This is a genomic window from Agathobaculum butyriciproducens, from assembly GCA_003096535.1.
Taxonomy (GTDB): domain Bacteria; phylum Bacillota; class Clostridia; order Oscillospirales; family Butyricicoccaceae; genus Agathobaculum; species Agathobaculum butyriciproducens.
The window spans coordinates 14,008-40,910 of sequence record QEKJ01000004.1; the positions used below are offsets into that span (position 1 = coordinate 14,008).

Consider the following 26,903-nt stretch of genomic DNA (forward strand, 5'->3'; position numbering starts at 1 on the left):
GGTATGGTTTGTGCAATGATTTTCAGCATTGCATTTGGGTTAATACTATGTTATGACATTGCCTGCGGTTCCCATTTCTAACAGCAGGACAAATGAAAACCCACATTTTACCCCTATCAACAGGCAAAAGAAAAGGGCGCACAATGTGCGCCCTGCGGAGAACCATCCCTTCACGGTCATTCTCCATTTTCAATTCTCCATTATTTCCATTTCCACTCGCGGACTTCCGGCATATCCTCACCGTACTCGGTGATATACTGCTGATGCTGCACCAGCTTATCGCTCATCTTCTGGTAGAGGTACGCGCCGCGGTTGCCAAGCTGCGGCAGGCGCAGCAGAACGTCCTTGACGAGGTGGAAGCGGTCGATATCATTCTGCACGCGCATATCGAACGGCGTGGTGATGGTGCCCTCCTCCCTGTAGCCGCGAACGTGCAGGTTGCGGTTATGACGGCGGTAGGTCAGCTCATGGACAAGCGTCGGGTAGCCGTGGAAGGCGAAGATGATCGGCTTATCCTTGGTAAACAGCATGTCGTACTCGGCGTCGGACAGGCCGTGCGGATGCTCCCGCTCGGGCTGCAGCTTCATCAGGTCAACCACGTTGACAACGCGAACCTTGAGTTCGGGCAGTTCTTCCCGCAGGATGGATACGGCAGCCAGCGTTTCGAGCGTCGGTGTCTCGCCGCAGCACGCCATAACAACGTCCGGTTCTGCGCCCTGATCGTTGGACGCCCACTCCCAGATGCCGATGCCCTGGGTGCAGTGCTGCACAGCCTGCTCCATGGTCAGCCACTGCGGACGCGGATGCTTGGAAGCCACGATGACGTTGACATAGTTGCGGCTCTTGATGCAGTGATCGAAGCAGCTGAGCAGGCAGTTTGCATCGGGCGGCAGGTACAGACGGACAACATCCGCCTTTTTGTTGGCGATGTGGTCAAGGAAACCCGGGTCCTGATGGGTAAAGCCGTTGTGGTCCTGCTGCCATACGTTGGAAGCCAGAATCAGGTTGAGCGACGCGATCGGCTGACGCCACGGCAGGCCGTTGCAGACCTTGAGCCACTTGGCGTGCTGTGCCGCCATCGAGTCGATAATGCGGATGAACGCCTCGTAGCTTGCGAAAAATCCGTGACGGCCGGTCAGCAGATAGCCCTCAAGCCAACCCTCGCACATGTGCTCGGACAGCATGCCGTCCATCACGCGGCCGCTTGCGGACAGGAATTCGTCGGTGTCCAGACGCTCGGCGTTCCACTCGCGGTCGGTGACCTCGAAAATGTGGCTCAGGCGGTTGGACATGGTCTCGTCCGGGCCGAATACGCGGAAGTTGCGGCTGTCCATGTTCAGCTTGATGACATCGCGGACATAAGCGCCAAGCTCGATCATATCCTGACCCTCAACACTGCCCGGAGCCGGAACATTCAGTCCGTAATCACGGAAATCCGGCAGACGCAGCTGGTGCATAAGCAGACCGCCGTTGGCGTGCGGGTTTGCGCCGATGCGGTGCTCGCCGGTCGGCGCCAGCGCCTTGAGTTCGGGAATCAGCTTGCCGTTTTCGTCGAACAGCTCCTCCGGATGGTAGCTGCGCAGCCACTGCTCGAGCATGGGCAGGTGCTCCGGGCTGTCCATCATCAGCGGCACCTGATGCGCGCGGAAACTGCCCTCGATCTGCTTGCCGTCCACGTTCTTCGGACCGGTCCAGCCCTTCGGGGTGCGCAGCACGATCATCGGGTAGATCGGACGGGTCGTGTCGCCGGTCTCGCGCGCATGCTTGCGGATGGCGAGGATTTCCTCGGTTACGGTGTCGAGCGTGTCCGCCAGTGCGCGGTGTACCTTCATCGGCTCATCGCCCTCGACGAAATACGGCTTCCAGCCGCAGCCCTCGAGCATTTTGCGCAGCTCCTCTTCGGGAATGCGCGACAGCACGGTCGGGTTGGAGATCTTGTAGCCGTTCAGGTGCAGGATCGGCAGAACAACGCCGTCCGTCACCGGATTGAGGAACTTGTTGCCGTGCCACGAGGTTGCCAGCGGGCCGGTCTCCGCCTCGCCGTCACCGACAACCACGGTTGCGATCAAGTCGGGGTTATCCAGCACCGCACCGAAGCCGTGCGCCAGAGAATAACCCAGTTCACCGCCCTCGTGGATGGAGCCCGGGGTCTCCGGGGCAACGTGGCTGGCAATGCCGCCCGGGAACGAGAACTGCTTGAACAGGCGCTTCATGCCCTCGGTGTCCTCGCTGATGTTCGGGTAAACCTCGCTGTAAGTGCCCTCGAGGTAGGTGTTCGCCACGAAGAAGTTGCCGCCGTGACCCGGACCGGACAGCAGGATCATATCCAGATTATACTGCTTGATGATGCGGTTCAGATGAACGTAAATCAGGTTCTGACCGGGCACCGTGCCCCAGTGGCCGACGATCTTCTTCTTGATGTGCTCGGGCTTCAGCGGCTCCTTGAGCAGCGGGTTATCGAGCAGGTAAAGCTGACCGGCTGCAAGATAATTTGCCGCCCGCCAGTATGCGTCCATTTTGTTCAGCATTTCGTCGTTGATGTGTGCTGCCATAGCGTAATGCTTCCTTTCTGCGATTGACTGTATGCTTGGTTTTATTAGTCTATCCGTTTTAAGGCAAATAATGCGATAAAGCGTCCACCTGTTTTTTCATTCCTTATCACGCTGAGATAATAGCACATTGTTATTTACTTGTCAATATTACATTTGTCATTGATTCAGGCAGGAGTGAGGAGGCAGGCATAATTGAAAATGGAGAATGGAGAATGGAAAATTGCGGCATAGCCTCAAGAGAAGGTGTCCTGGGGTATACATTTCATACGATGATATCGCAATGCGAAGAAGGTTAAACCACAGCGTTCATTCTCCATTCTCCATTATTCCGAAAAAAGAACAGCGCCCCGCTCTATTCAAGCGGAACGCTGTAATTTCATTGCATTTTTATCAAATCTGCGAAGTAAACACCTTATAGCCATCATCGGTGAGGGTGTCGATGAGGCGCTTGGCGTGGTCAACGCCGCCGACCTCACAGACGACATGGATAATCGCCTCGCCGATCTCGAGGTCCGTCTGTACGCGGTCATGCTGGAACAGGATGATATTGGCATTCTGCTGTGCAACGATGTGCGAGAAATGCTCGAGTGCGCCCGGTGCATCCGGCATGAGCACAGAGAACTTCAGCTGACGGCAGCGGGTAATCAGGCCCTTTTCCACAATCTTGTGAATAAAGGATACGTCGATATTGCCGCCGGACAGCACGCATACGACCTTTTTGCCCTTTACATCCACCTTGTTGTTGAGTACAGCCGCGAGCGGAGCCGCACCCGAGGTCTCAACAACCTGCTTGCAGCGCTCGAGCAGCAGCAGAACAGCGGAAGCGATCTCGTCATCGGAAACCGTGACAACGCGGTCCACATACTGCTTGATATACTCAAAGGTCTTTTCGCCCGGGGTCTTTACGGCGATACCGTCAGCGATGGTGTGCACGGTATCGGACGGAGTGCGCTCACCGGTGCGGAACGAATTTGCGATCGCCGGTGCGCCCTCAGCCTGTACGCCGATGATCTGGATGCGCGGGTTGATCTGCTTTGCGCAGGCAGCCACGCCGGAGATCAGTCCGCCGCCGCCGGCCGGAACGAAGATCATGTCAACACCCGGCAGGTCGCGCAGGATTTCCAGCGCGATGGTGCCCTGACCTGCCATAACATCCTCATCGTCAAACGGGTGGATGAACTCTGCGCCGGTCTCCTCGCAGATCTCGCATGCCTTGGCATAGGCTTCATCGTAAATGTTGCCCGCCAGAACAACCTCGGCACCGTAGCCCTGGGTTGCGGAAACCTTGGCGATCGGCGCGGAACGCGGCATAACGATGGTGGATTTTACACCGGCAGCGGTTGCCGCAAAGGCAACGCCCTGTGCATGGTTGCCCGCAGAGGACGCAACAACGGCGTGCAGGTCGCCCTCAGCGAAGCGCTTCATAATCTTATTGTAAGCACCGCGCACCTTAAAGGAGCCGGTCTTCTGCTGGTTTTCGTACTTCAGATAAACCTCTGCGCCGGTCATGGCGGAGAAGGTGCAGGACGTAGACAGCGGAATGTTGTGGATGACGTTTTTCAGTCGGTCCGCAGCTGCCTCGAAATCTTTTAATTCTAACATTGAGCATCTTCCTCGTTTTTGCAAGATAGATTTATAATATCACTTTCCATTTTTGATTGCAAGATATTCGGGCACATTACCTTACATTATTATATCATTCTGTTCAATATGTACAAAGAATCCGCATTCCCCGCGGTGTGTGTGCATTGCGAGAATGATCGCATCGTGCAATCTTGTTCAATCGGTATCCCGCAGGGTGCGGCACGGTGAATTGTCCGCAAGGGCCAGAGAAGCCGCTCCGGCGTGCCCCGCCCTGCGGAACCGGTTGAACGATGCGTTAATTTTCCATTTTCCATTTTCAATTCTCAATTTTGTTGCCATTTCTACATGAATTTGTTATACTGTAAATTAGATTATTGTGGGAGGAACTGCAATGGACGAGCAAACCCGTGGATTCCGCAGTGCCATCTTCGGCGGCTTTAACCGCGAGGACGTAATGCATTACATAGAAGAAACCGACACGAAATACTACACCGAGACCGCCGAGCTGCGCTCTCAGCTGACCGAGGCTCAGTCCGCGATGAACGAGCTGCGCACACAGAACGAGGCGCTTACCGCAAAGAACGCCGAGCTGCTCGAGCGGCTGGGCGAAATGACGCTGGATACCGATAAAATCCGCGCACAGCTGGACCAGATCGAAAGCGGTTTTTCCCTTCAGGCGACCGAGATCGAGGCGCAGAACGCCCGTGCGGCGCAGCTTGCGGCGGAAAACGATCGGCTGACCTCGGAGAACGCTAAGCTGTCGGCCAAATGCGGCGAATACGATGCGACCAGAGAGAAGATCGCCGAGATGGAGCTTTCCGCGTACCGGCGCGCCAAGCAGATCGAGGAGGATGCCAAGGTTGAGCTGCAGAAGCTGCGCCGCAAGTCGATGGAGACTATCGAGCAGGTGCGCCGCCAGCTGGATGCCACCAAGGAGAACTACCGCACCGTGCTGGCACGCAACCAGCAGGAATCCGCCGAGTTGGCCCGCAAGGCCGGTGAGGTGCTCGGTGAAATTGACAAGATCAGCGCGTCGCTCGGCAAAAAGGACGGCGAGGCGCCCCATCCCGAGCCGGACAAGACAAAAAACGGACTGCGTGAGGTTCTGAACAATCTGCGCCCGAAAACGGAGGAATAAGCATGGCACACTACGATTTGAAAACCGAACAGCTCAAGGAAATGGCGCCGAAGCTGCGCGCGGGCGACACCGTAACGCTGACCGGCACGGTCTACACCGCGCGCGACGCCGCACACAAGAAGATCGTTGCCGCGATGGACGCAGGCGACAAGCTGCCGTTCGACCTCGACGGCGCGGCGATCTACTACGCCGGACCGACCCCCGCAAAGCCGGGTCAGGTCATCGGCTCGGTCGGCCCGACCACCTCCGGCCGTATGGACCCGTTCGCACCGCGTCTGCTCGATGCAGGTCTTGCCTGCATGATCGGCAAGGGCGTGCGGGGTCAGGGCGTGCAGGACGCAATGGCGCGCAACGGCGCGGTTTATATGGTAGCCATCGGCGGCGCAGGCGCGGCGAAGGCGGCATCCATTAAGAATGTCGAGGTCATCGCGTATGACGAGCTGGGCTGTGAGTCGGTCAAGCGTCTCACCGTGGAGAATTTCTCCGCCATCGTGTCGCAGGATTCGGTCGGCGGCAACCTCTACACCGAGGGCGTTGCAAAGTATAAGAAGGATTGAGCCAAAAGGCGGACGGTTGTCCGCCTTTTTCTTTTACCTGTGCAAGGCAGAAGTTAGGAGATAGGAGTAAGGAGTTTTCCTTATGATTTACCTATACCGTAGGGCGGGCTGCCCTCAGCCCGCCGCGTATATCATCTGCATGCCGTTACGAACGGCGGGCTGAGGGCAGCCCGCCCTACGGAAAAAGTTTATCATCACCCACTCCTACCTCCTCCCTATTTCGGTCTGTACCGGACCAGAATATAGTCCTCCCCAAGGGTTTCAATGCATCCCCACGGAATAACGCAGTCATTTTTGGAGAACAGCCCGACAATGCCGCTTTGCGCGGGCACGACAAGTGCGGTAATCTGTCCGCAGACCGGATCGAACAGCAGATCGCTCACCTCGCCCATCCGTGCTCCGTCGCACAGATTAATCACCTCACGGCAGTGCAGTTCGGAAAATCGCATGGTATTCTGCATTTAATCCTCTCCTAACGCGCGGTGCAGGAAACTTTCCGTGCTCTGCCCTGCCGGACGGTTGAACCGCCCCAGCTCAAACAGGCAGTCCGGATTGCGTGTAACGGTATTGACGCGCTCCTCGCACCCGAGCGTACACCGGAAGCCCATGCTTTTGAGCAGCGTTTCGCTCTCTTTGGAGCACGCACCGAACGGATAGGTATAGCAGGTTGGCGCGGGCAGTCCGGCGTCCGTGATAAGCGTCTGCGTCTGCTCGGTATCCTTGCGGAGCAGCGTCTCATAGCGCGTTTCGTCCTCGCCTCTGCGGCGCAGACAGCCGCGGCGTTCGCCGTACTCGTGCAGGTTCCACGAATGATTCTGCACCTCAAACACATCCTGCATTTCGCGCAGGCGGTCAAGCCGCAAATGCGACCAGTAGGCGTTTTCCTCTCCGTTGTCGGTGAAAAGCGCGGTCTGGCTGCCGATGATGGACACAACCGCCTTCATTCCGCGCTGTTTGAGCAGCGGATAGGCATAAATGTAGTTGTTGTAGTAGCCGTCATCGAAGGTGATCATCACCGGCTTCTCCGGCAGGTCTGCGCCGTCCTGTACATACGCCAGCAGATCGCTCACCGTTACGGCGGTATACCCCTTCTCCTGCAAGGCGTCCAGATCGGCCGCCAAAACCGCCGGCGAGATAACATACTTGCCCTGCCGTGCGCTGTCCTTGAGAATGCTGTGGTACATTAGAATCGGCACGCGCACGCTGTCCTCCCCGAATACCGGCTGCACCGTGTCGGCACGCTCAAGCAGTCCGAGCGCAAAGCATAAAACCAAAACCGTGCATACCGCCTGAAACGCGGTGTGACGAAAACCCAATCGCAAAGAAATCCCCTCCTGTCATAATTTATGCAGCGAAAAATATTTCATTACCGGTTTTATCGTAGGGTGCGACAAGGTGAATTGCGGCAAAGCCGCAAGAGAAGGTGCCCTGGGGTACGACCTCGGCGCACCGTATGTAAATTCATCTGCAACATCTACCCCGTAGGGGAGGCCATTGGCCTCCCACACTATGGTTAACCGGATGCGCGGCCGCTCCTTGCGCAGGCTCCGGTCGCGCTGCGGGCGAACACTGGTCGCCCCTACGGTTACGCACGTTACAATCGTTAGAAACAGTGCGCCGAGGTCGTCGCACCCTACGATATTCATTTAATTGACCGCAAAGCATTCCAATCATTCGATACGGTATATTTAATGTAATCCAAACTCGGGGAAACGCCGTAAACCGTATCGTTCATTCTCCATTCTCCATTTTCCATCCTCAATTTTCAACTTTCCTCTTGACATCCCCCTCCCATTGGTGTAAACTATCATAGCATGAATTCACACATCCCGTGATGAAAGCGGTCGGTGATGGGACGCTCGTTCTGTTGCCGCTGTCAGATGATCAGGGATGGAGGAAAAACCAAGGAGGAAAAACAAAATGGCAGTAATTTCTATGAAGCAGCTGCTGGAGGCCGGCGTACACTTCGGCCATCAGACCCGTCGTTGGAACCCGAAAATGGCTACCTACATCTTCACCGAGCGCAATGGTATCTACATCATTGACCTCCAGAAGACTGTAAAGAAGCTCGAGGAAGCATACTTCTTCGTACGCGATATGGCAGCTTCCGGCAAGTCCATCCTGTTTGTCGGCACCAAGAAGCAGGCACAGGACGCAATCAAGGAAGAGGCTGAGCGCTGCGGTCAGTTCTACGTTAACGCACGTTGGCTGGGCGGCATGCTGACCAACTTCAAGACCATGCGTACCCGTATCGCTCGTCTGAACCAGCTGCAGAAGATGCAGGCTGACGGCACCTTCGATCTGCTCCCGAAGAAGGAAGTTATCAAGCTCCAGCTCGAGATCGCTAAGCTCGAGAAGTACCTCGGCGGCGTTAAGGAAATGAAGGAGCTTCCGGGCGCTCTGTTCGTAGTTGACTCCCGCAAGGAGAAGAACGCGATCGCAGAAGCACGCAAGCTGGGCATTCCGATCGTTGCAATCGTTGATACCAACTGCGATCCGGACGAGATCGACTACGTTATCCCGGGCAACGACGACGCTATCCGCGCTATCAAGCTGATCTCCCAGACCATGGCTAACGCTGTTCTGGAAGGCAAGCAGGGCGAGCAGCTCGAGGTTGAGGCTAAGGCTGACGCAAAGGCTGAGTAATTCATAACTCAATATAACATTCAGTGAGTTGTTCGTAGGGCGCGACGACCCGGCGCGCCGGTGTTCGTTGTGCCCTACGTTTTTTTCATCGTAAAATCATAAATTGGAGGAATAATAAAATGGCTTTTACCGCTGCTGACGTAAAGAAGCTCCGCGAAATGACCAGCGTAGGCATGATGGACTGCAAGAAGGCACTGACCGAGGCCGACGGCGACTTCGACAAGGCTATCGAGCTGCTCCGTGAGAAGGGCCTGGCTAAGGCTGCCAAGAAGGCAGACCGCATCGCTGCTGAGGGTCTGGTCAAGGCTACCGTATGTGATGAGTGCGGCGTAGGCGCAATCATCGAGGTAAACTCCGAGACCGACTTCGTTGCTAAGAACGCTGACTTCCAGCAGTTCGTTTCCGACGTTGCTAACGTTGTTATCAAGGACGCTCCGGCTGACGTTGAGGCTCTCAAGGCTTGCAAGATGGGCGAAGGCACCGTTCAGGACGCTCTGCAGGAGAAGGTTCTGACCATCGGCGAGAACCTGCAGATCCGTCGTTTCGAGCGTTTCGACAACTCCACCGTTAACGTTGCTTACAACCACATGGGCGGCGTAATCGGCGTTCTGGTTGGTCTGGAAGTTTCCGAGGGTCTGAAGGACAACGCTACTGTTAAGGAGCTGGGCAAGGACATCGGCATGCAGGCTGCTGCTATGAACCCGTCCTTCCTGGACAAGTCCGACGTTGACGAGGCTACCCTCGCAAAGGAGAAGGAGATCCTCCTGATCCAGGCTCTCGAGGAGAACAAGACCGCTGCTAAGCCGAAGCCGGAGCAGATCATCCACAAGATGGTAGACGGCCGTATCGGCAAGTACTACGAGGAGAACTGCCTCCTGCAGCAGGCTTTCGTTAAGGAGAACAAGGTTTCCGTTGAGGCTCACATCAAGGCTGTTGCCAAGGAGCTGGGCGGCGAGATCAAGCTCGTAAAGTGCGTTCGTTTCGAGAAGGGCGAGGGCATCGAGAAGAAGGTTGACGACTTCGCAGCAGAAGTTGCTTCCATGGCTAAGTAATCTCGTTACCAAAACGATAGATCAAGGACTTCCGGTTTTACCGGAGGTCCTTTTTATTTTCAGAAAGCAATTTAGAAAATCTCTTTTCGTCAGTCAGGGTCAGGTCAGACAGAATCATTTTCCATTCTCAATTTTGTCTGCTCTGCTGTTCTCTGCTATGCTCTGCTCTTCTCTGCTCTGCTGTTCTGTCCTCTGCTCTTCTCTGCTCTGTGGATTTTCCGGACGAGAAATGCCGTTTTCCGGACGAGAAATCGCGTTTTCCGGACGAGAAAAAACGATGGGCATGGGAATAGGCCCTGTTGATACCCAACAAGGCTGGTTTTGCTCTGTTCGATGGAGCAGCTTCATCGGCTCAGGTCGCCGCCGTTGTGGTTCTCACGCCCGCTGATGTGCCGCTGCATTCGCCTTGACTGGCATAGCTTCTACCCTCATCTATACGCCGGATTATATAAAAAATTGACCATGAGTGGTCAACTCGGAGAAAATATTTTTCGGTCTGTACAGTCTATCCCGTAGGGTGTGCCAAGGTGAATTGCGGCAAAGCCGCAAGAGAAGGTGCCCTGAGGTACGACCTCGGCACACCGTTTGTAAATTCATCTGCACTGGCTGAACCGTAGGGGCGAACACACCCACCGCAGTGGGCGTCCAGTGAGCAACCGCCGCAGGGCGGCTCTTAGCGAGTCGGAGTGTTCGCCCACGAACCGTATGATTTTGCGCTGTCTGGGCGCACACTGTGCGCCCAGACGGGATAACGTCGCAAACGGCAATATATCGTTACAAACGCCTGTGCAGGTTGATTTCGCTATCGAACAATCTGTCCTTCCCTTCGGATTAGGCGCGTGCCTGCCGTGATTGGTTATTGCCGCCCATGGTCGCATTGCTACACGCCTGCCTGCCCGTCCGGTGGTGGATTCGCTTTGCTGCGGCAAAGCCGCAAGAGAAGGTGCCCTGAGGTACGACCTCGGCACACCGCTTGTAAATTCATCTACACCGACTGAACCGTAGGGGCGAACACACCCACCGCAGTGGACGTCCAGCGAGCAACCGCCGTAGGCGGCTCTTAGCGAGTCGGAGTGTTCGCCCACGAACCGTATGATTTTGCGCTGCCTGGGCGCACAGTGTGCGCCCCCTACGGGATAACGTCGCAAACGGCAATATATCGTTCCAAATAGCCTGTACAGGTTGATTTCGCTATCGAACAATCTGTTCTTCCCTTCGGATCGGGCGCGTGCCTGCCGTGATTGGCTGGTGCAGTCCCATAACCGCACTGCTACACGCCTGCCGACCCGTCCGGTGGTGGATTTGCTTCCGTTGCGACGGAAGCCACGCCGGTTGAAACGTGCCACCGGCACGTTTCTAAGAGCCGGCGCTCCGTTTAGGGCGCGTGTCTAACTTCTGGTGCAGTCATATAACCGCACTGCTACATGCCTGCCGACCCGTCCGGTGGTGGATTCGCTTTCACTGCGGTGAAAGCCACGCCGGTTGAACCGTGCCACCGGCACGTTTCTAAGAGCCAACACTCCGTTTAGGGCGTGTGTCTAACTTGAGCGTCTGGTGCAGTCCCACAACCGTACTGCTACACGCGTGCCTGCCCGTCCGGTGGTGGATTCGCTTCCGTTGCGACGGAAGCCACGCCGGTTGAAACGTGCCACCGGCACGTTTCTAAGAGCCGGCTTTCGAATCCACAACCACCTTCCGCCAAAACAGAAAAAGGACATTCCTTTTGGAATGTCCTTCTGTTTTGGTGGAAGGTGGTGGATTCGAACCACCGAAGTCATAGACGACAGATTTACAGTCTGTTCCCTTTGGCCACTCGGGAAACCTTCCATATTCAATTACCAGCTTGATTGGAGCTGGTGGACGGACTTGAACCCCCGACCTGCTGATTACAAATCAGCTGCTCTACCAACTGAGCTACACCAGCATTTCATCAAGTCGTCTTGTCTCAGCGACTTGTTTAGTATACCTCACGCCGGTGTATTTGTCAATAGGTTTATCCGAATTTATTGCATTTTATTTTTCCGGTCGATCGAATCCGACACCTGCTGCAGAACAGTCAGCAGTGCGCTCGACAAATCCGGATAACGCCGTGCAATCTCGCTCGGGGCGAGCGGCATCCGCCGGATATTCTCCTGCGTCAGACCGCAGCCTTCCTCGCCGTTGGCCGCCAGACGGATTTTCAGCTCATGCTCCTTCATGCGGGCATCGCACAGGTACTCGAAGCGATCCTGCGGCGCTCGGAACACCGCATCCACACCGGCCGGGTCGGCCATGTAGAGATAGCGGTACACCTTGTAGATCGCAACCGCGAAATACGACTCGATCTCGTGCGAAAGCTGCTTGCTCTCGAGCGATTCGGCAACCTGCAGCAGCAGGGCTGCCGCCTGCACGATCTGGCTGTGCTCCGTCTCGGTGGCCGTTCCCTCCATGCGCTCGGCAGGCACAGCAGAGCCGTCACGCGCCATCGAACGGCCGAGCAGGTAGTCGCAGGACACGCCGTAATAATCCGCCGCACGCACAACAAAAGACAGACCGGGTTCGCGCAGTCCGTTCTCATAGTGGCTGAGAAGCGCCTGCGAAACGCCGAGGTCGCCCGCTGCCGCTCTTTGACTTATTTTCTTTTCCCGTCGCAGAAGCGCAAGCGTGCGCGAAAAATCACTCATTCCAACATTCTCCGTCTGCGTTGTGCCGCAGAAGGCACAACTATAAAATATATATTTATATTATACTCGCTGTATTACCGTTTGTAAAGTACAGAAAACAGTCATATTCGACGCATTTCGACAGGCTCACTTTGTATTTTCGGCACTTTTCCCTGCATTTTGTTGTCCTGTTTCCGATTGGTAACTACATATTGGGGATTATGTAATCCGACGGCTGTTAGAAAAATTCGTCAGGCTTCGCCGGGCGGTTGCGCTTGACGCAGGAGCGGGTGCATTTTATAATAAAATAGAGTAGTATCGCAGATTTCACCTGTTATCCTGCGCCGGCTGACCGGGGCACGCGAACTGCGCAGGCGGTTCGTCCCTGACGGGCGGAAGTTTTTTCTGCACCGACTGACCGGGGAACGCGAACTGCGCAGGCGTGTTCGCCCCTGACGGGCGGCAGTTTTTCAGCACCGGCTGACCGGGGCACGCGAACTGCGCAGGCGGTTCGCCCCTAACGGGCGGCAGTTTTTTCAGCACCGGCTGACCGGGGCACGCGAACTGCGCAGGCGGTTCGCCCCTGACGGGCGGCAGTTTTTTCGCTGAACCTCAGCAGGGGGATTCGCCGTCTGCGGACGGCGGGGACGTTGCGGCGCCCGCCGCGGGGGCAAAAAGGAAGGACAACCTGCGGTTTTCCTTCCTCTTTGAACTCCTACCTTTCCCTTGTTTGTTAGCCCGGCGAAAATCGGAGAGCGGCGACCGCTTCAAAAAGGAGAACGGCAGAGGATTTTTCCTCTGCTACGGACGGACTACCTTCGGTGTCCGTCCTCATGAGCAGCCTATTTGCAGTGTCAGATAACGTACTGCTACACAGGCGGTTTAGTCAACGCAGACGCGGCATGACAGTGCCGCGTAATTCGTAAGTCTGGAGATTACAGACAGCACCTGCGAATTAGGCGTTCGGCAGCATTTATCCTCGTAGACCCTGTCTGTAATAACGCGCTAACGAATTGCGCAACACGGGTATGTTGCGCTTGCGTAGATGAAACCACATGTGTAGCAGAAAGGTATCCGACACTGCGAATATGCGGATACATGAGCGCACGCAGTGCGTCTCTGCGGAAGAAAAACTCCTCTGCCGTTCCCCATTTTCGCAGCGGTCACATGTCGGCAATCTGCGCCGTGCCCTCTAAGGAAATGGGTGATTCTCAAGAGGGTAGAAACCTTGGTGTCTACCCTCTTGTGCGCCCGCGCGGCGTCAGCGCAGTTCCGTTCGCCTCGAAGGCGAAAAACCATCGTTTATCAAAAGATTATATAAATATAAAGGAGTCCTAACCTTGACCATTGAAGAAATCCTCAAGCTGCGGCAGGAAGCCGGCGGCTTAAACAAACTGATGCACATGCACGTTGTGACGCTCGACAAGGACGGCGGCGCAACCGTAGAGCTTGACCTGACCCCCGAGCTGCTCAATCCGCTCGGCATGGCGCACGGCGGCACGATCTTCACGCTGTGCGACATTGCGGCCGGCTCTGCGGCGGCGTCTCAGGGCACGGTGGCCGTCACGCTCGACAGCACCATCCACTACTACCGTCCGGGCCGCTGCGGCAAAAAGCTGACCGCTGTGGCGTACGAGCGCAAGCGCGGCCGCAAGGTGTCGGTCTACATGGTCGAGGTGCACGACGACGAGGGCAAGCATATTGCCGACGCAACCTTCACCATGTTCTACACCGGCGCTACGCTGGATGACATGAAATATTGAGCGGGGTAAGCAAGGCCATCGTGCAGCCGCTGCTGAGCTGGTATGACGCCGGGCACCGCGACCTGCCGTGGCGGTCTGAGCCTGCTCCCTACCGCGTCTGGGTGAGCGAGATCATGCTGCAGCAGACGCGCGTGGAGGCCGTGCGCGGCTATTTTTCCCGCTGGATGAACGCGCTGCCCGATATTCCCGCTCTCGCGGCGGCGGACGAGGCCGTTTACACCAAGCTCTGGGAGGGGCTCGGCTACTACAGCCGCGTGCGCAACCTGCACCGTGCAGCGGTCCTGCTGTGCGAAGAATACGGCGGCGAACTGCCTGCTGATTACGACAGGCTGCTTGCTCTGCCCGGCGTCGGCGAGTACACGGCAGGCGCGGTGGCATCTATCGCGTTCGGACTGCCCGTTCCGGCGGTGGACGGCAACGTTCTGCGTGTGGCGGCGCGGCTGGATAACGATTTCACGCCGATCACGGACGCAAAATTCAAAAAGCAGACGCGCGAACGGTTCGCCGCACTCATGCCGTCCGACCGTCCCGGCGACCTCAACCAGTCGCTGATGGAGCTTGGTGCAACCGTCTGTCTGCCGAACGGCGCGCCGCACTGTGACGACTGCCCGATTCAGCATCTCTGCGAGGGCTTTCACCGCGGAAACGCGGCTGTGCTGCCGCTCCGAGCCGCAAAAAAGGCACGGAGAGTGGAAAACCGCACCGTACTTGTTGTGCGCTGCGGTCAGCTTGTCGGTCTGCGGCAGAGACCCAAAAAGGGTCTGCTCGCCGGTCTGTGGGAGCTTCCGTCGCTCGATGGCCATCTCTCGCCGGACGAGCTGCGCGCGGCGCTCACCGAAATGGACTGGAGCGTGCGAAAGCTGCTCTCTCTGCGGCCTGCCAAACATATTTTCACCCATGTGGAGTGGCACATGAACGGCGTGTATGTCGAACTGGACGCACCTGCACCCGCTCTCACCTTTGTCACACCTGCCGAGCTGCGCGACGCTTATGCGCTGCCGAGCGCGTTCCGCAGCTTTGTTTCCGTACTGGAGGACTGATCCATGCAACTGCAAACCATCGTTCACACCATTCCGCCGCTGTACGACAGCGAGTCGCGCGTGCTGCTGCTCGGCTCGATTCCAAGCCCGAAATCCCGCGAGGTCGGGTTCTTTTACGGCCACCCGCAGAACCGGTTCTGGCGCGTGCTGGCGGCTGTGCTTGGCGAGGAGGTGCCGGTCTCCATCGAGGACAAGCGCGCGCTGTGCCTGCGGCATCATGTGGCGCTGTGGGACACCATCGCCAAATGCGATATTGCGGGCGCGTCCGACACGTCTATCCGCAACGCCGAGCCGAACGACATCGGCAAACTGCTCCGCGAGAGCAAAATTACGCGTATTTTTGCCACCGGCGGCAAGTCGGCGCAGCTGTACCGCAAACTCATCGAGCCGAAAACCGGCGTACCCATCACGCAGCTGCCCTCCACCAGTCCCGCGAACGCCGCATGGTCGCTCGAGAGGCTGATAGAAGCGTACCGCGTTATTCTTTGATTCGAGGTGTATTTTTTACGAGTAAAGAGTTATTTCCCAATGCCGCACTCAAAAAGCTGATTTTGCCGCTCGTTATCGAGCAGGTGCTCGCCATCACGGTCGGTCTGGCCGACACGATGATGGTCTCCTCGGTCGGTGAGGCGGCGGTTTCCGGCGTATCGCTGGTCGATATGCTCAACGTGCTCATCATCAACATCTTTTCCGCACTTGCGACCGGCGGCGCTGTCGTGGTCGCGCAGCTGCTCGGTGCGAGAAAGAACGACCGTGCGTGCGATGCCTCCAAGCAGCTGTACTTAGTCGTCACGGTCATTGCGCTGATCATCTCGGCGCTCGTCATGCTGTTCCGCGCACCGCTGCTGCGCCTGCTGTTCGGCACGATCGAGGACGATGTGATGCAGAGCGCGCTCACCTACCTGACGGTCAGCGTGTTCTCCTACCCTGTTCTGGCGATTTACAACGCCGGTGCGGCGCTGTTCCGCGCACAGGGCAACTCGCGTATCTCCATGCTGATTGCGGGACTGATCAACATCGTCAACCTCATCGGCAACTCGCTGTTCATTTTCGTGTTCAAGTGGGGCGTCGGAGGCGCAGCGCTTTCGTCCGTGCTGTCACGCGGCACGGCGGCTGTCGCTATCACGATTCTGCTGCTGAACCCCGAGCACACGGTCTCTCTGCGGCGCGGACAGCGGTTTCGACCGGATAAGGAGCTTATCCGCCGCATTCTGCAGATTGGTGTGCCGAACGGACTGGAAAACAGCCTGTTTCAGCTTGGCCGCGTGCTCGTCGTGAGCATGATCTCGCTGTTCGGCACGACGCAAATTACCGCGAATGCGTTGGCGAACAATCTGGACGCCGTAGCCGTCATTCCGGGTCAGGCGATGAGCCTGGCGATGATAACCGTTATCGGGCAGTGCATTGGCTCGGGCGACGAGCCGCAGACGCGCCGCATGGCGAAAAAGCTGATGATGATCACCTACGCCGTTACCGCCAGCACCTGCCTTGTCACGATTGCGTGCACGCCGCTCATTCTCAAGATTTACAGCGTGTCCGCAGAGGCGCTTGCGCTTGGCATGACGCTGATTATGATTCACAACGGCTGCGCGATCTTCCTGTGGCCGACCTCGTTTGCCATGCCGAATATCCTGCGTGCGGCGAATGACGTAAGGTATCCGATGGTGTGCTCGATTATCTCCATGCTGGGATTGCGGCTTGTCGCGGGATATATTCTCGCGGTGCACTTCGGCATGGGCGCGATCGGCATCTGGATTGCCATGATCGGTGACTGGCTGTGCCGGTCGATCTGCTTCTTCCTGCGGCTCAAGAGCGGGAAATGGCTCAGGTATGCGCCGGGATTACGGGTAGCCGCCGGACAAAAATAATGCACCGGCTTCTGTGCAAAATCCCTTTACAAGCCGTAAATATCTGTTACTATATAGATATCAGATGTAAAACTCCCCGAGGTGAAAATTACCGTTATGACTGAGGAGGGAAATACTATGACACCTAAACAGCGATGGTATTGTTTCTGGGTGATAATCGTAGTGACTGTTCTGTTATCGGCAGGCCTTGTATGGTTTGCAATTCATAACCCGCAGGCGTCGTGGAACACCCTGTTCAGCAATCTTTGGGAAAGTTTTGTAAACTTTGTTAGCAGGTAACTGAAAAACAGTGCCCCGGCTCTGTCGCTTGACAAAACCGGGGCACTGCGTTATAATTGTGTCAACAACGATGGCTCTCTGCGAAAGAGCGGTCGTTCCCGTTAATCGAATAACTTGAGGAAACGCCGCTCCTTATTCAGGAGCGGTTGTTACTTTCGAGGAACAACCTGTTTCACATCGTTGTTGACATTCTGAGTATAGCATATATTGCAATACCTTGTCCATCAACCGCCTTTTGTGGCGGTTTTTGTTTTATCTGCATACAAAAAGGCGAACCCATAAAGGTTCGCCTTTTCTTTAACAATTAGTACAATATCAATCTTGCTGTACCCGCGCATCAGCGCGCATTCAATAGCATTTGCTATGCAAATGCCAAAAAAGAGGGAGCATGTATCACTCTTTTTTGACTTCTGGAGGGAGAAAGTTTCCGTACGGGAACTTTCGGACGACTTTGGAACGGTCTACGATCCGTTCCTATTACCGGAAAAACCATGGTTTTTCGGTAATTTAAGAGAAAATCCACTCCTGCTCCTGCTCCTCGCCGCAGTACTTCTGCAGCGTCTCGCGGACAGCGTGCGGGCCGCGGTTCATCTCGCCAAACATGCGGACAACGGTCTCGCCTACGCCGATCTCAAACAGGTTGACACCAAAGTAGTAGCGGTTTGCCAGCAGCGGGTACAGCTGAGCCTCGCTTACGTCGTCGCCCAGCTTCGGGTTGCCCATCAGCGCACGGACATGCTCGATATTCGAGTCGGGGCTGAGGGTGAACTCGCTGCCGTTATCGTCCACGCCTTCCAGATAGCGCAGCCAGCCGGCCAGTACCAGCGGAATGTAAATCAGCTTGGTGGCACGGTGTGCGGGCAGCATGGAGTTATAGTAAGCGTACAGCGTGGTGCCGAAGCGCGGTGCAATCTTACGCGAGGTATCGGTTGCGGTACGCTGCGGGGAATCCTGCAGGAACGGGTTCGGATAACGTTCGCCGAGAACCTCGTGCAGGAATGCCTCCGGGTCGATAACGCCCGGGTCGGCTACCATCGGCATTGCCTCCTGCTCGCTCAGGCGCGTGATGAGGTTGACCAGCTCGGTATCCTTCATCTCGTCGCTGATGCGGGTGTAGCCGAGCATGCAGCCGAATACGCCGAGGGCGGTATCCATCGGGTTCATGCAGGTGCTTACCTTCATCATCGCAGACTTCTCAACGATGTCGCGGCGGGTGATGATAACGCCGCACTGCTCGAGAGCCGGATGACCGTTCGGGAATGCGTTCTCGATCAGCAGGTAGTGCGGGCTTTCGGAGTTGACGTAAACAGCCGCATGCGTGCCCTTTTCGGTTACGAACGGCTTTGCGTTCTCCAGACCGTCAGCCGCCAGCTTGTCTGCGATGCGGTTATCCGGATGCGGGGTAATCTTATCAATCATGGACAGCGGGAAGGTATTCTTCTTGAGCAGGAAGTAATACTCATCCTCGGTGATGAAGCCGTTTCTCTGCCATGCGCGTGCCATGTGACGGACAGCACGCTCCAGACGGGTGCCGTTGTCCGAGCAGTTATCCAGCGAAACGAGTGCCAGCGGAGACAGACCGGCGCGGCAGCGCTCGAGGCACAGTGCGGTCAGCTTGCCAAAGAAGGACTGGCAGCCTTCCGGACCGTTCTCGCGGTCGTGCTTGTAGTCCGGCAGGAACTCACGGGTGTCGTCCTGGATGATATAGCCCTTCTCGGTCAGCGTAAAGCTGATCATCTGCAGGCTCGGCGCCAGGAAAATGTCCTTCAGGCGCAGCATGTCCTCGCTCAGCTTGAGGCTTTCGGTAACGGACGCAACCACTTCCTTGTTGATCGTGCCGTTGGAATACAGGGTGACAACCAGCGACAGATGATCGCAGGCACGGTAGCAGCGGTCGATCAGCTCCTCATCGTAGCCGTCGCAGCAGATAATGCCGGTGTCGGACAGGCCGGCGGTCAGCAGGCGCTGCGCCAGTACAGCCGGGAAGGCGCGGAACAGGTTGCCGGCGCCGAAATGCAGCCAAGTCGGTGCCTTGTGGGTGTTTTCGCGCACGGCGTCAATGTCGTACTGCGGCAGACGATAACCCTTCCATGCCACGTTATGTTTAATACTCTCTTTTGTAAGTTTCATAAAGAGGTCACTCCCTTTCAGCGAACGGACTGTACCGTTCTTCTCCAATCATATATAGTATAACAAAAAATCAGCCGTTTGCATAGGGAAAAACAGAATTATTCACAAAAAGCTGAAAGCGTGCTGCCAATGTTTTCAAATAAAACAAAAACCGCCCAAAAAGGCGGCTGATTGACTTTATTCGGTGTTATATGCTATAATCATTGCGGACACTGTTACATAAGGCGGTCAGACCCTCTTTTCCTTTCCCGCAGTCCGCGGCAGGAAGGAGGTGGCGCAAGTGCAGAAGAAAGCATTTCAGCTTTTTGTATGTGCGGTCATTGTACTGTACATTTTCTGTATAAAAGCGCGATGACCGTCCGGCTGGTACCCGAAACGGTCATCAATACTTATTGATTGAACGATGAGGGCCTGACTGCTGTAACAGTGTCCCTTTGTCTTTATTATAGCATATCCCCCGGCTTTGTCAAGCGACAGGCCGAGGGACTGTTTTATCTTACGGAGCATTCTCCATTTTCAATTCTCGATTTCCGTCGCCGCTTTGCCATTCGGCAGTGCGCCATAGATACGGTTGACCAGCTTCATGCCGAAATAGACCAGCACGATCTCGATCGGCAGCAGAATAAGGTTTTTCGGCACGCGCGTAACGAGCAGCACGCTCATCGCCTTGCCGCCGGTGACGGTCAGCCACAGGGTGTTCAGGCAGATATTGCAGAACAGGTTAATGCAGGTCTTTGCGCCGATGGCACGCCATACGGTGATCTTGCGCGGATACAGCCACAGACCCCAGATCAGACCGCCGACAACGGCTGTCAGCGTATAGCCCGGGAAATACGCGCCCATGGACAGATTGCCCGCAAAGTAGCCGAGCACGTCGGTGCACACACCGGCCATCATGCCGACGACCGGGCCGAACAGCATGCCGATCGACGCATTGCACAGGAAGCCGAAGCCGATACGCAGGTTGGGCGGCAGCTTGATCGACAGACCGAGCAGATCCAGCGTGACGTTGATCGCAATGAGCAGCGCCGTGACCGCCAGACAGCGGGTGGATTTCAGCTCACGCAGCGAGCGGACAAAGATATTCGGAGTTTTAGACATAGAAAAAGACACCTCCTAATCAAATTCATCTGTTGCCACAGCGATTTAGGAAAGTGCCTAAACAGTTGCAGCAGCGGGATGCGACCACAATACCGCAAGGAAAAGGCTCCCTTTCGTCCGCCGAACAACTCCCCGTTTCAGCGGCACTTAACGCATTGTGCTCTACTCTGCTTTTTCTGTTATAATTGTACCACGGTTTGGGCAGGTGTCAATACAGAAAATCCGTGGTCTGTCGGCTTGGTTTTGGTGCATTCTGCGGAATTGGGTGAAATGGCAGACAATCTGTTAGACAAGGGGATCGGACAGCCTCCTCCCTGCTCCGACGAGCTTTCCAAAAAGTACAGAAAAAGAGCTTCAAACGTAAGTTTGAAGCTCTTTAACTTGGTGCGGATGGGGGGACTTGAACCCCCACGTCCTTGCGAACACTAGCACCTGAAGCTAGCGCGTCTGCCATTCCGCCACATCCGCATATTTGGTTGTTGAAAGAAGGTGGTGCGAGTGACGGGACTTGAACCCGTACGTCGATCGACACACGCCCCTCAAACGTGCCTGTCTACCAGTTCCAGCACACTCGCATTGATCTCTCGCGGTGAACCGCTTGTCTCTCAGCGACAAGATATATTATAGCAGGGGTATCCCCCTTTGTCAACAAAATTTGCGAAAAAATTTGAGAAATTTTCAAACGCTGAAAATTATTATCAAAACAGGCGAAAACCGACACTTTTCCGCACTTTGTCTTCGGCTTTGGGCGGCATGAAAAACTGCCGTCCTTCGGGAAATTCCGTCGGCCGGCAGAAATTTTTTTATTTTTTTGCGAAGATGTTACGCAAGCACCTCATGCACTCTGCTAAGAGCCGCCTTTCCCTCCGTATGGAGCGGGCGCTGAGATCTGGGCGGTGGGATTCCATTTGCTGCGGCAAGCAACCATTAAATATTTTAGAGGTTGTCGGCCTACGGGCTCCCACGGCGGTTGCAGAGTGCCACCGGCACTCTGCTAAGAGCCGCCCATTCCTCCGTATGAAACGGGCGCTGAGATCTGGGCGGTGGGATTCCATTTGCTGCGGCAAGCAACCATTAAATATTTTAGAGGTTGTCGGCCTACGGGCTCCCACGGCGGTTGCAGAGTGCCACCGGCACTCTGCTAAGAGCCGCCCATCCCTCCGTATGAAGCGGGCGCTGAGATCTGGGCGGTGGGATTCCTTTTCTGCGGAAAAGCCACGGCGGTTGAAACATGCCACTGGCATGTTTCTAAGAGCCGCCTTTCGAATCCCACCTTCGGTAAAAAATAAAGACCATCCGGATGGATGGTCTTTATTTTGGCGGAGAAGGTGGGATTCGAACCCACGTGGCGTGTTACCGCCAACTCGATTTCGAGTCGAGCTCGTTATGACCACTTCGATACTTCTCCGTATCGCGCCTGTCTTACAGGCGCTTATTTATTCTATCATGCAATGACGGAAAATACAAGTGCTTTTTCCGAAATCGTGATAATTTTTATTTCACCAGGAAGGCATCCGGCAGATAACGGCCTTCCTCATTCTGGGAAAGCGTAGTCGGACTGGTGATCTCGCGGCCGCGGTAGACCATAACGGAGGACGAACCGCCGTCCAGCATGGATGCCTGATATGCGCCGTACTGCTCCATGATCTCGCCGCAGCGCTCGATCGAAATGCCGAACGAGTGCATCTGACGGCCGTCAACGACCATCATGATAACCGTGCCGTCCTTCGCCTGACCGATGGCCGTGCGCGGCTGCTGCTCGTTCAGGCCGGTGCCTGCGACCAGATTCTCGCCGTTGATGATGAGCGCCGGGTGGAACTCCACCGCGTCGCGCAGACTGGAGGTATCGTTGAACGCACCGACCTGCAGATGATCCTCGTTGTCAAAGCCGATGATCTTCCAGCCGTTGCCTACTGCGTCCTGATACTTCTCTCCCTGGCTTTTCAGGAAGCCGTACACGGTGCCGCCCGTGCCGTTGCCGTCAAAATCGGCAAAGCCGGAGGCGTTGATGCCCAGAACGGCGTCATAATCTCTCACCATATCGGATACGAACGAGCCGTAATCGCCAAGGCCCTCGCTCGTGCCGACATAGATATTCTCGGGCTTTTTGCAGAGCGCGACCTTGCCCGCGTACTCCATGCCGAGCGTGTCCTCGCCGGTCTGCTCGACGATCAGGATGCCGTGCGCGGCGTTGACCGCCAGAACCGTGTCGCCCTGCTTCGTCTTGAGGCCGGTGTCGTAGTGCGTCTGGCTCGGCTCGCCGATCAGGTCGATGTTGATCTCGTCGTAGCCGTTCTCCAGATACTCCGGATTATCCGCCAGAAAGCGCTCAAATTCGCTCTCGTCCAGCTCACTGAACATGGCATAGAATTTGTCCTTCGGCGTTTCGGCGGTGTCCTCCTCTTTCTCCTCCCATGCGCCGTCCCAGTTGCTGACGATGCCCTCCTGCTTCTGGTTCATCAGGTAGCGCTTGGTCATCACCTCGTTGATGATGTTCTCCGGGATGAACCAGGTGGCCAGCCACTGGTGCGTCATGGTGCCCATTGCGGTTTCGATGTACCACTCACGCCAGCGAGTGACGAACGCGTTCGGTGTGTACAGAAGAAACGGATACACAACCGTGATGCCGATCAGAAAAAAGCAGGTCAGTCCCAGTGCGAAGCGGTGTTTTGCGCCGTTCATTCGTGTTGCTCCTTCTCTCTCAGTCCGGGAACCGCGGGATACGGTTCGGGTTTGTCTCTATCACTGAAGTTGCTTTCATAGCCAGAGTGCGCCGGATGAACGAGATCTTTTGTCAGCAGATAAGGCGTTTTCCCGCAGGAATCCTGACGGATTGCAAGGGAAAACAACGCAGTATGCTGGCAAAAAAGCCGTTCAGGCGGTGTGCAATGGTTATGACAGCAACTTCTTAACCTTTGCGGTTGTTGTTCGGGGTGCGGCGGCGATGACGGTGATTGGTCGTCTTGCTCTGTGCCGTCTTGTTCTGCTGCGGTGCGGGCTTGTGCGCAGACCTGCTGCCGTGTCCCCTGCCCTTCTTCTCCTGCTGCGGAGCGGCCTTGCCGTCCGCCTTTGCGGCGCGAGCGGCCAGTGCGGCCTCGACCTTTCTGCGGATGCGTGCGGCAGCCTCATCGCTGAGCGCATACGCGCGGCTCGGCGTGTGAGCGTCTACGCGCGGCTCGTTCTTCTCGAAGCGAGCGTACGGGTCGTTTCTGCGGCCGTGGCGGCTCGAATTGCTTCTTCTCTCGCCGCCCTTGCGGGAGCGCGGCGCGGCTGCCTTCGCCTGCTGCTCGGTCTGCTGCTCGGCGGCCTTCTCGCGGCGGGACGGACGCTTGGCATTCGCTCTCGCCTGACGTGCCTTCTTCTTGGCTTCCTTTTCGCGGGCCACATCTGCGGCGACCTCCTCGGCGGTGGCGTTCTCGGAGACCGGCTTGCGGCGGGAGCGCTTGTTGGTCGTCCTGTGCTGACCGGACTCGCGCTTCTCCTCCTCCTTTTCCTCGTGCGGAATCTCACCGGCAACCGGAATGCGCTTGCCGATCAGCTTTTCGATATCCTTGAGGTACGGACGCTCGGAGCGGTCGCAGAAGGAAATCGCGGTGCCCTCCTGACCGGCACGGCCGGTGCGGCCGATACGGTGCACATAGGTTTCCGGAATGTTCGGCAGGTCAAAGTTGATAACGAGCGGCAGGTCGTTGATGTCGATGCCGCGCGCGGCAATGTCAGTCGCAACCAGAACCGCGATCTTGCACTCCTTAAAGTCCGCGAGCGCACGCTGGCGCTGATTCTGCGACTTGTCGCCGTGGATGGACTTGGTCTTGATGCCCGCACGGTTGAGGTCGCGCGCGACCCGGTCTGCGCCGTGCTTGGTGCGGGTGAACACCAGAACCTGGTGTACATTGCTTTGACGGATGATATCCGGCAGAAGTTCCCTCTTTTCCTGCTTTTCTACAAAATAAAGCTGCTGCTCGATCTTGTCCGCCGGTTTTGCGCTCGGCGTTACCGAGATATGCTCCGGCTCATGCAGCATTTTCTCTGCCAGATCGGCAATCTCTGCCGGAATGGTCGCTGAGAACAGCAGGGTCTGGCGCTTTTTCGGCAGGAACTTGACGATGCGCTTGACATCCGGGAAAAAGCCCATATCGAGCATGCGGTCGGCCTCGTCGAGCACGAAAAACTCTGCCTTGTCCAGCTTTACGATCTTCTGACCCATCAGATCCCACAGACGGCCCGGCGTGGCAATGAGAATATCCACACCGCGTTCGATCGCCTCGACCTGCGGCACCTGCGATACGCCGCCGAAGATGACCGCCGCACTGCACGGCACGTAGCGCGCGTACTGGCACACGTTTTCGTAAATCTGCAGCGCAAGCTCGCGCGTCGGCGTGAGGATGAGCGCACGGATGGTGCCCTTTTTGCCCTCGCTCTTTGCCAGGCGCTGGATGATCGGCACTGCGAACGCACAGGTCTTGCCCGTGCCGGTCTGGGCGCAGCCCATCAGGTCGCGGCCCTCGAGCACCGGCGGTATCGCCTGCTGCTGAATGGGCGTCGGCTCGGAATAGCCTGCCTCCTTCAGTGCCTTGAGGATGTTTTTCTCCAACTTGAGTTCGTTAAATTTCATGGTAAATATTCGATTCCTTTTGCTATCTTTGGTATGCAGTCCGGCAAATCCCGCTTGCCTGCGGACTGGGTTCTATGCTATACTTATTATAATTGTCTCTGAGACAACACGAATGTTATCAACCCACAGATCAACTATGAGGTGACCTATTTGTTAGAAATTATTCATCACGTTCTGCCGGAAGCATTTTTCGATGTGCTCAAGACCGTACCGCTGCTGCTGGTCGTGTACGCACTGCTGTACTACATTGAAAACCGGCTGACCAATACGCCGGAGCTGCTCTCGCGTGCGGCGCAGTTCGGTCCGGTGGTCGGCGCGCTCGCCGGCTCCATTCCCCAGTGCGGATTTTCCGCGGCAGCGTCCGCGCTGTTCTCGGCAGGCTTTCTTGCACCGGCAACGCTGGTTGCCGTGTTCCTTGCCACCTCGGATGAGGCGGTGCCCATCATGCTGGCAGGCGGCGCAAGCGTACAGCAGGTGGTGCTGCTGCTCGTGGTCAAGTTTGCGATCGCGGTTATCGGCGGCTATATTCTGCGCTGCACCGTGTTCCGGAGGCACAAGGCCGGAACCGACGGCCCGCTTGAGATCGAGATGGGCGACTGCGGCTGTGAGACCTCGCCGGTGGCGAATATCCTGTCCCACACCATCAAGACCACCATCTTCCTGTTTGTCGTGCTGTTCGCGCTCAACATGGTCGTACACGGCATCGGTGAGGAGCGCGTGGCTTCCCTCATGCTGACCAACAGCATCTTCCAGCCTCTGCTGTGCGCGGTGCTCGGTCTGATTCCGAGCTGTGCGATGAGCGTGCTGCTCAGCGAGCTGTTTGTCGGCGGCACGATCAGCTTCGGCGCTCTGGTTGCCGGTCTTTCCACCGGCGCAGGCTTCGGCTACATCGTTCTTCTTGAGGAGAAGGAAGGCCGTCATCGCGCCCTGCCGGTCATCGCCGCAACGTTTGCCACCGCCGTGATCGGCGGTACGCTGGTGCAGCTGCTTATCGGCTGAGAATGAAAAAATCTAAGGATGTGTCAAAACGGCACATCCTTTTTTATGCCCTGATTTGCGTCTTTCGTTCACCCCGCCGTGTAACCCATCTGCAAACGTGTAATCGTAGGGGCGAACATTGTTCGGCCGCAGCGCGACCGGAGTCTGCGCAAGGAACGGCCGGAAACCGTTTGATATGGCATTGCGTGGGCGCACACTGTGCGCCCCTACGAGAAAGATTGTGCAAACCGGACACAAACGGCGGGCTGAGGTCAGTCTGCCCTGCGGAGAAGGTAAACCGTCAGCCCATCTCGTGCAGCAGCTCGAGTGCCTGATGCGCCCACGTCATATCAATGCGCGAGAACTCGCCGCCCGGCGTGTACAGATAGGTTTCCACATCCGCGTGCAGGCGCTGATACGCCGCGCCCGGCATGGCGGCATACTGCTCCGCGCCGTCGGAAAGCACGGCCACGAAGCGGAAATCACCCGTGCGCTCATCCAGCTCGTGGAAGAGCAGCTCGACAACATCGAGGTCGCGGTTAAGCTGTGCGAACAGCAGCAGCTTCATGATCTCGATGGTACGGTCATCCAGACCGCGCTCGAGGATGTTGATCTTCTCACGGAAGGTGTTGAGGCTGTCGGTCACGCGCAGGGTGTAGCCTGCCAGCGGATCAAATTCCGCCTTGGGAACCTGACCGTCCTCGGTCCACAGCCATACCATAAACTGGTTTGCCATGTCATGGTACAGACACGGGTGTACGGCGAGCACGGTTTCGCCGCAGTTTGGACATTTTACACGAAAGACAGACAGGTCCTGTACCTTTGCCCGCAGCTCGGGATTTCGGTCGATATTGATATGGTCGATCACCTTGTGTTCGGTTTCCATATGACAGTGCGGACATTCGATCATCATAACAGTGGTTCCTCCCTTGTGTTTGTCCAATTAAATTTTATTATA

General features: G+C 56.5%; 20 protein-coding genes, 5 tRNA genes and 1 riboswitch. Of the genes, 9 read left to right on the forward strand and 16 right to left on the reverse strand.

Annotation, left to right across the window (positions count from 1 at the left end):
* Positions 1 to 200: 200 nt before the first annotated feature.
* Complete coding sequence (locus C7386_RS04920; protein WP_110436518.1) at positions 201 to 2,552, reverse strand: phosphoketolase family protein; 2,352 nt, start codon at positions 2,550 to 2,552, stop codon at positions 201 to 203.
* Between the two features lie 390 nt (positions 2,553 to 2,942).
* Positions 2,943 to 4,154, reverse strand: a complete 1,212-nt coding sequence (gene ilvA / locus C7386_RS04925) for a threonine ammonia-lyase (RefSeq protein WP_110436517.1) — start codon at positions 4,152 to 4,154, stop codon at positions 2,943 to 2,945.
* A gap of 373 nt (positions 4,155 to 4,527) precedes the next feature.
* Here ilvA and C7386_RS04930 point away from each other — a divergent pair, with 373 nt between their 5' ends.
* Together C7386_RS04930 and C7386_RS04935 are read left to right on the forward strand one after the other, a co-directional pair.
* On the forward strand, positions 4,528 to 5,274 hold the full coding sequence (locus C7386_RS04930) for a GumC domain-containing protein (protein ID WP_116704939.1): 747 nt from the start codon (positions 4,528 to 4,530) through the stop codon (positions 5,272 to 5,274).
* Positions 5,275 to 5,276: 2 nt separating this feature from the next.
* Complete coding sequence (locus C7386_RS04935; RefSeq protein WP_116704940.1) at positions 5,277 to 5,831, forward strand: FumA C-terminus/TtdB family hydratase beta subunit; 555 nt, start codon at positions 5,277 to 5,279, stop codon at positions 5,829 to 5,831.
* A 215-nt stretch (positions 5,832 to 6,046) separates the two neighbouring features.
* Here the strand turns inward: C7386_RS04935 and C7386_RS04940 are convergent, their stop codons facing one another.
* Positions 6,047 to 6,292, reverse strand: coding sequence for a YlmC/YmxH family sporulation protein (locus C7386_RS04940; RefSeq protein WP_110436514.1), 246 nt, complete (start codon positions 6,290 to 6,292; stop codon positions 6,047 to 6,049).
* Complete coding sequence (locus C7386_RS04945) at positions 6,293 to 7,153, reverse strand: polysaccharide deacetylase family protein (protein WP_133241571.1); 861 nt, start codon at positions 7,151 to 7,153, stop codon at positions 6,293 to 6,295.
* A gap of 598 nt (positions 7,154 to 7,751) precedes the next feature.
* Here C7386_RS04945 and rpsB point away from each other — a divergent pair.
* On the forward strand, positions 7,752 to 8,477 hold the full coding sequence (gene rpsB / locus C7386_RS04950; protein WP_110436512.1) for a 30S ribosomal protein S2: 726 nt from the start codon (positions 7,752 to 7,754) through the stop codon (positions 8,475 to 8,477).
* Positions 8,478 to 8,596: 119 nt separating this feature from the next.
* A complete protein-coding gene (gene tsf / locus C7386_RS04955; RefSeq protein ID WP_110436511.1) occupies positions 8,597 to 9,529 on the forward strand; it encodes a translation elongation factor Ts in 933 nt (310 codons plus the stop codon).
* Between the two features lie 114 nt (positions 9,530 to 9,643).
* Here tsf and C7386_RS13270 read toward each other — a convergent pair whose 3' ends face one another.
* The 4 genes from C7386_RS13270 to C7386_RS04970 all read right to left on the reverse strand — a co-directional run bounded on the left by C7386_RS13270 (position 9,644) and on the right by C7386_RS04970 (position 12,192).
* Positions 9,644 to 9,877 (reverse strand): hypothetical protein, encoded by a 234-nt coding sequence (locus C7386_RS13270; protein ID WP_133241572.1) that lies wholly within the window; start codon positions 9,875 to 9,877, stop codon positions 9,644 to 9,646.
* Positions 9,878 to 11,271: 1,394 nt separating this feature from the next.
* Positions 11,272 to 11,356, reverse strand: a tRNA-Tyr gene (locus C7386_RS04960).
* 21 nt (positions 11,357 to 11,377) lie between these two features.
* Positions 11,378 to 11,453, reverse strand: a tRNA-Thr gene (locus tag C7386_RS04965).
* 79 nt (positions 11,454 to 11,532) lie between these two features.
* Entirely contained in the window at positions 11,533 to 12,192 is a 660-nt protein-coding gene (locus C7386_RS04970; RefSeq protein WP_110436510.1) for a helix-turn-helix domain-containing protein, read from the reverse strand.
* Between the two features lie 1,319 nt (positions 12,193 to 13,511).
* On the opposite strand from C7386_RS04970, the gene C7386_RS04975 reads away from it, so the two are divergent.
* From C7386_RS04975 to C7386_RS04990, 4 genes are read left to right on the forward strand one after another with little or no spacing between them, the layout of a single operon-like run.
* Positions 13,512 to 13,934, forward strand: coding sequence for a PaaI family thioesterase (locus C7386_RS04975; RefSeq protein WP_110436509.1), 423 nt, complete (start codon positions 13,512 to 13,514; stop codon positions 13,932 to 13,934).
* Positions 13,931 to 14,974 carry an A/G-specific adenine glycosylase gene (locus C7386_RS04980; protein WP_116704942.1) on the forward strand — a complete coding sequence of 348 codons (1,044 nt, stop codon included), beginning with the start codon at positions 13,931 to 13,933 and terminating at the stop codon, positions 14,972 to 14,974. Before C7386_RS04975 ends, C7386_RS04980 begins: the two co-directional genes overlap by 4 nt.
* 3 nt (positions 14,975 to 14,977) lie before the next feature.
* The gene (locus tag C7386_RS04985; protein WP_116704943.1) at positions 14,978 to 15,463 is read left to right on the forward strand and encodes a DNA-deoxyinosine glycosylase; all 486 of its coding nucleotides are present in this window, start codon (positions 14,978 to 14,980) and stop codon (positions 15,461 to 15,463) included.
* Positions 15,460 to 16,842, forward strand: a complete 1,383-nt coding sequence (locus C7386_RS04990) for an MATE family efflux transporter (protein ID WP_318261187.1) — start codon at positions 15,460 to 15,462, stop codon at positions 16,840 to 16,842. The genes C7386_RS04985 and C7386_RS04990 overlap by 4 nt, the downstream gene beginning before the upstream one ends.
* 786 nt (positions 16,843 to 17,628) lie before the next feature.
* Here the strand turns inward: C7386_RS04990 and C7386_RS04995 are convergent.
* The 7 genes from C7386_RS04995 to C7386_RS05030 all read right to left on the reverse strand — a co-directional run bounded on the left by C7386_RS04995 (position 17,629) and on the right by C7386_RS05030 (position 24,967).
* Positions 17,629 to 19,251 carry a mannitol dehydrogenase family protein gene (locus tag C7386_RS04995; RefSeq protein WP_116704944.1) on the reverse strand — a complete coding sequence of 541 codons (1,623 nt, stop codon included), beginning with the start codon at positions 19,249 to 19,251 and terminating at the stop codon, positions 17,629 to 17,631.
* Positions 19,252 to 19,767: 516 nt separating this feature from the next.
* Positions 19,768 to 20,352 (reverse strand): folate family ECF transporter S component, encoded by a 585-nt coding sequence (locus C7386_RS05005; protein WP_110436503.1) that lies wholly within the window; start codon positions 20,350 to 20,352, stop codon positions 19,768 to 19,770.
* Between the two features lie 69 nt (positions 20,353 to 20,421).
* Positions 20,422 to 20,524, reverse strand: a riboswitch (THF riboswitch).
* 210 nt (positions 20,525 to 20,734) lie between these two features.
* Positions 20,735 to 20,820: transfer RNA gene (locus C7386_RS05010), tRNA-Leu, on the reverse strand.
* 22 nt (positions 20,821 to 20,842) lie between these two features.
* A tRNA-Leu gene (locus C7386_RS05015) sits at positions 20,843 to 20,927 on the reverse strand.
* Between the two features lie 742 nt (positions 20,928 to 21,669).
* Positions 21,670 to 21,760, reverse strand: a tRNA-Ser gene (locus tag C7386_RS05020).
* Positions 21,761 to 21,846: 86 nt separating this feature from the next.
* Positions 21,847 to 23,034: a phosphodiester glycosidase family protein gene (locus C7386_RS05025; RefSeq protein ID WP_116704945.1), complete on the reverse strand. Its 1,188-nt coding sequence runs from the start codon at positions 23,032 to 23,034 to the stop codon at positions 21,847 to 21,849.
* 226 nt (positions 23,035 to 23,260) lie between these two features.
* A complete protein-coding gene (locus tag C7386_RS05030) occupies positions 23,261 to 24,967 on the reverse strand; it encodes a DEAD/DEAH box helicase (protein ID WP_116704946.1) in 1,707 nt (568 codons plus the stop codon).
* Between the two features lie 150 nt (positions 24,968 to 25,117).
* On the opposite strand from C7386_RS05030, the gene C7386_RS05035 reads away from it, so the two are divergent.
* Positions 25,118 to 25,966: a putative manganese transporter gene (locus C7386_RS05035; protein ID WP_133241573.1), complete on the forward strand. Its 849-nt coding sequence runs from the start codon at positions 25,118 to 25,120 to the stop codon at positions 25,964 to 25,966.
* Positions 25,967 to 26,246: 280 nt separating this feature from the next.
* Here the strand turns inward: C7386_RS05035 and C7386_RS05040 are convergent, their stop codons facing one another.
* Positions 26,247 to 26,858, reverse strand: a complete 612-nt coding sequence (locus C7386_RS05040; RefSeq protein WP_116704948.1) for a CpXC domain-containing protein — start codon at positions 26,856 to 26,858, stop codon at positions 26,247 to 26,249.
* Positions 26,859 to 26,903 lie beyond the last annotated feature (45 nt).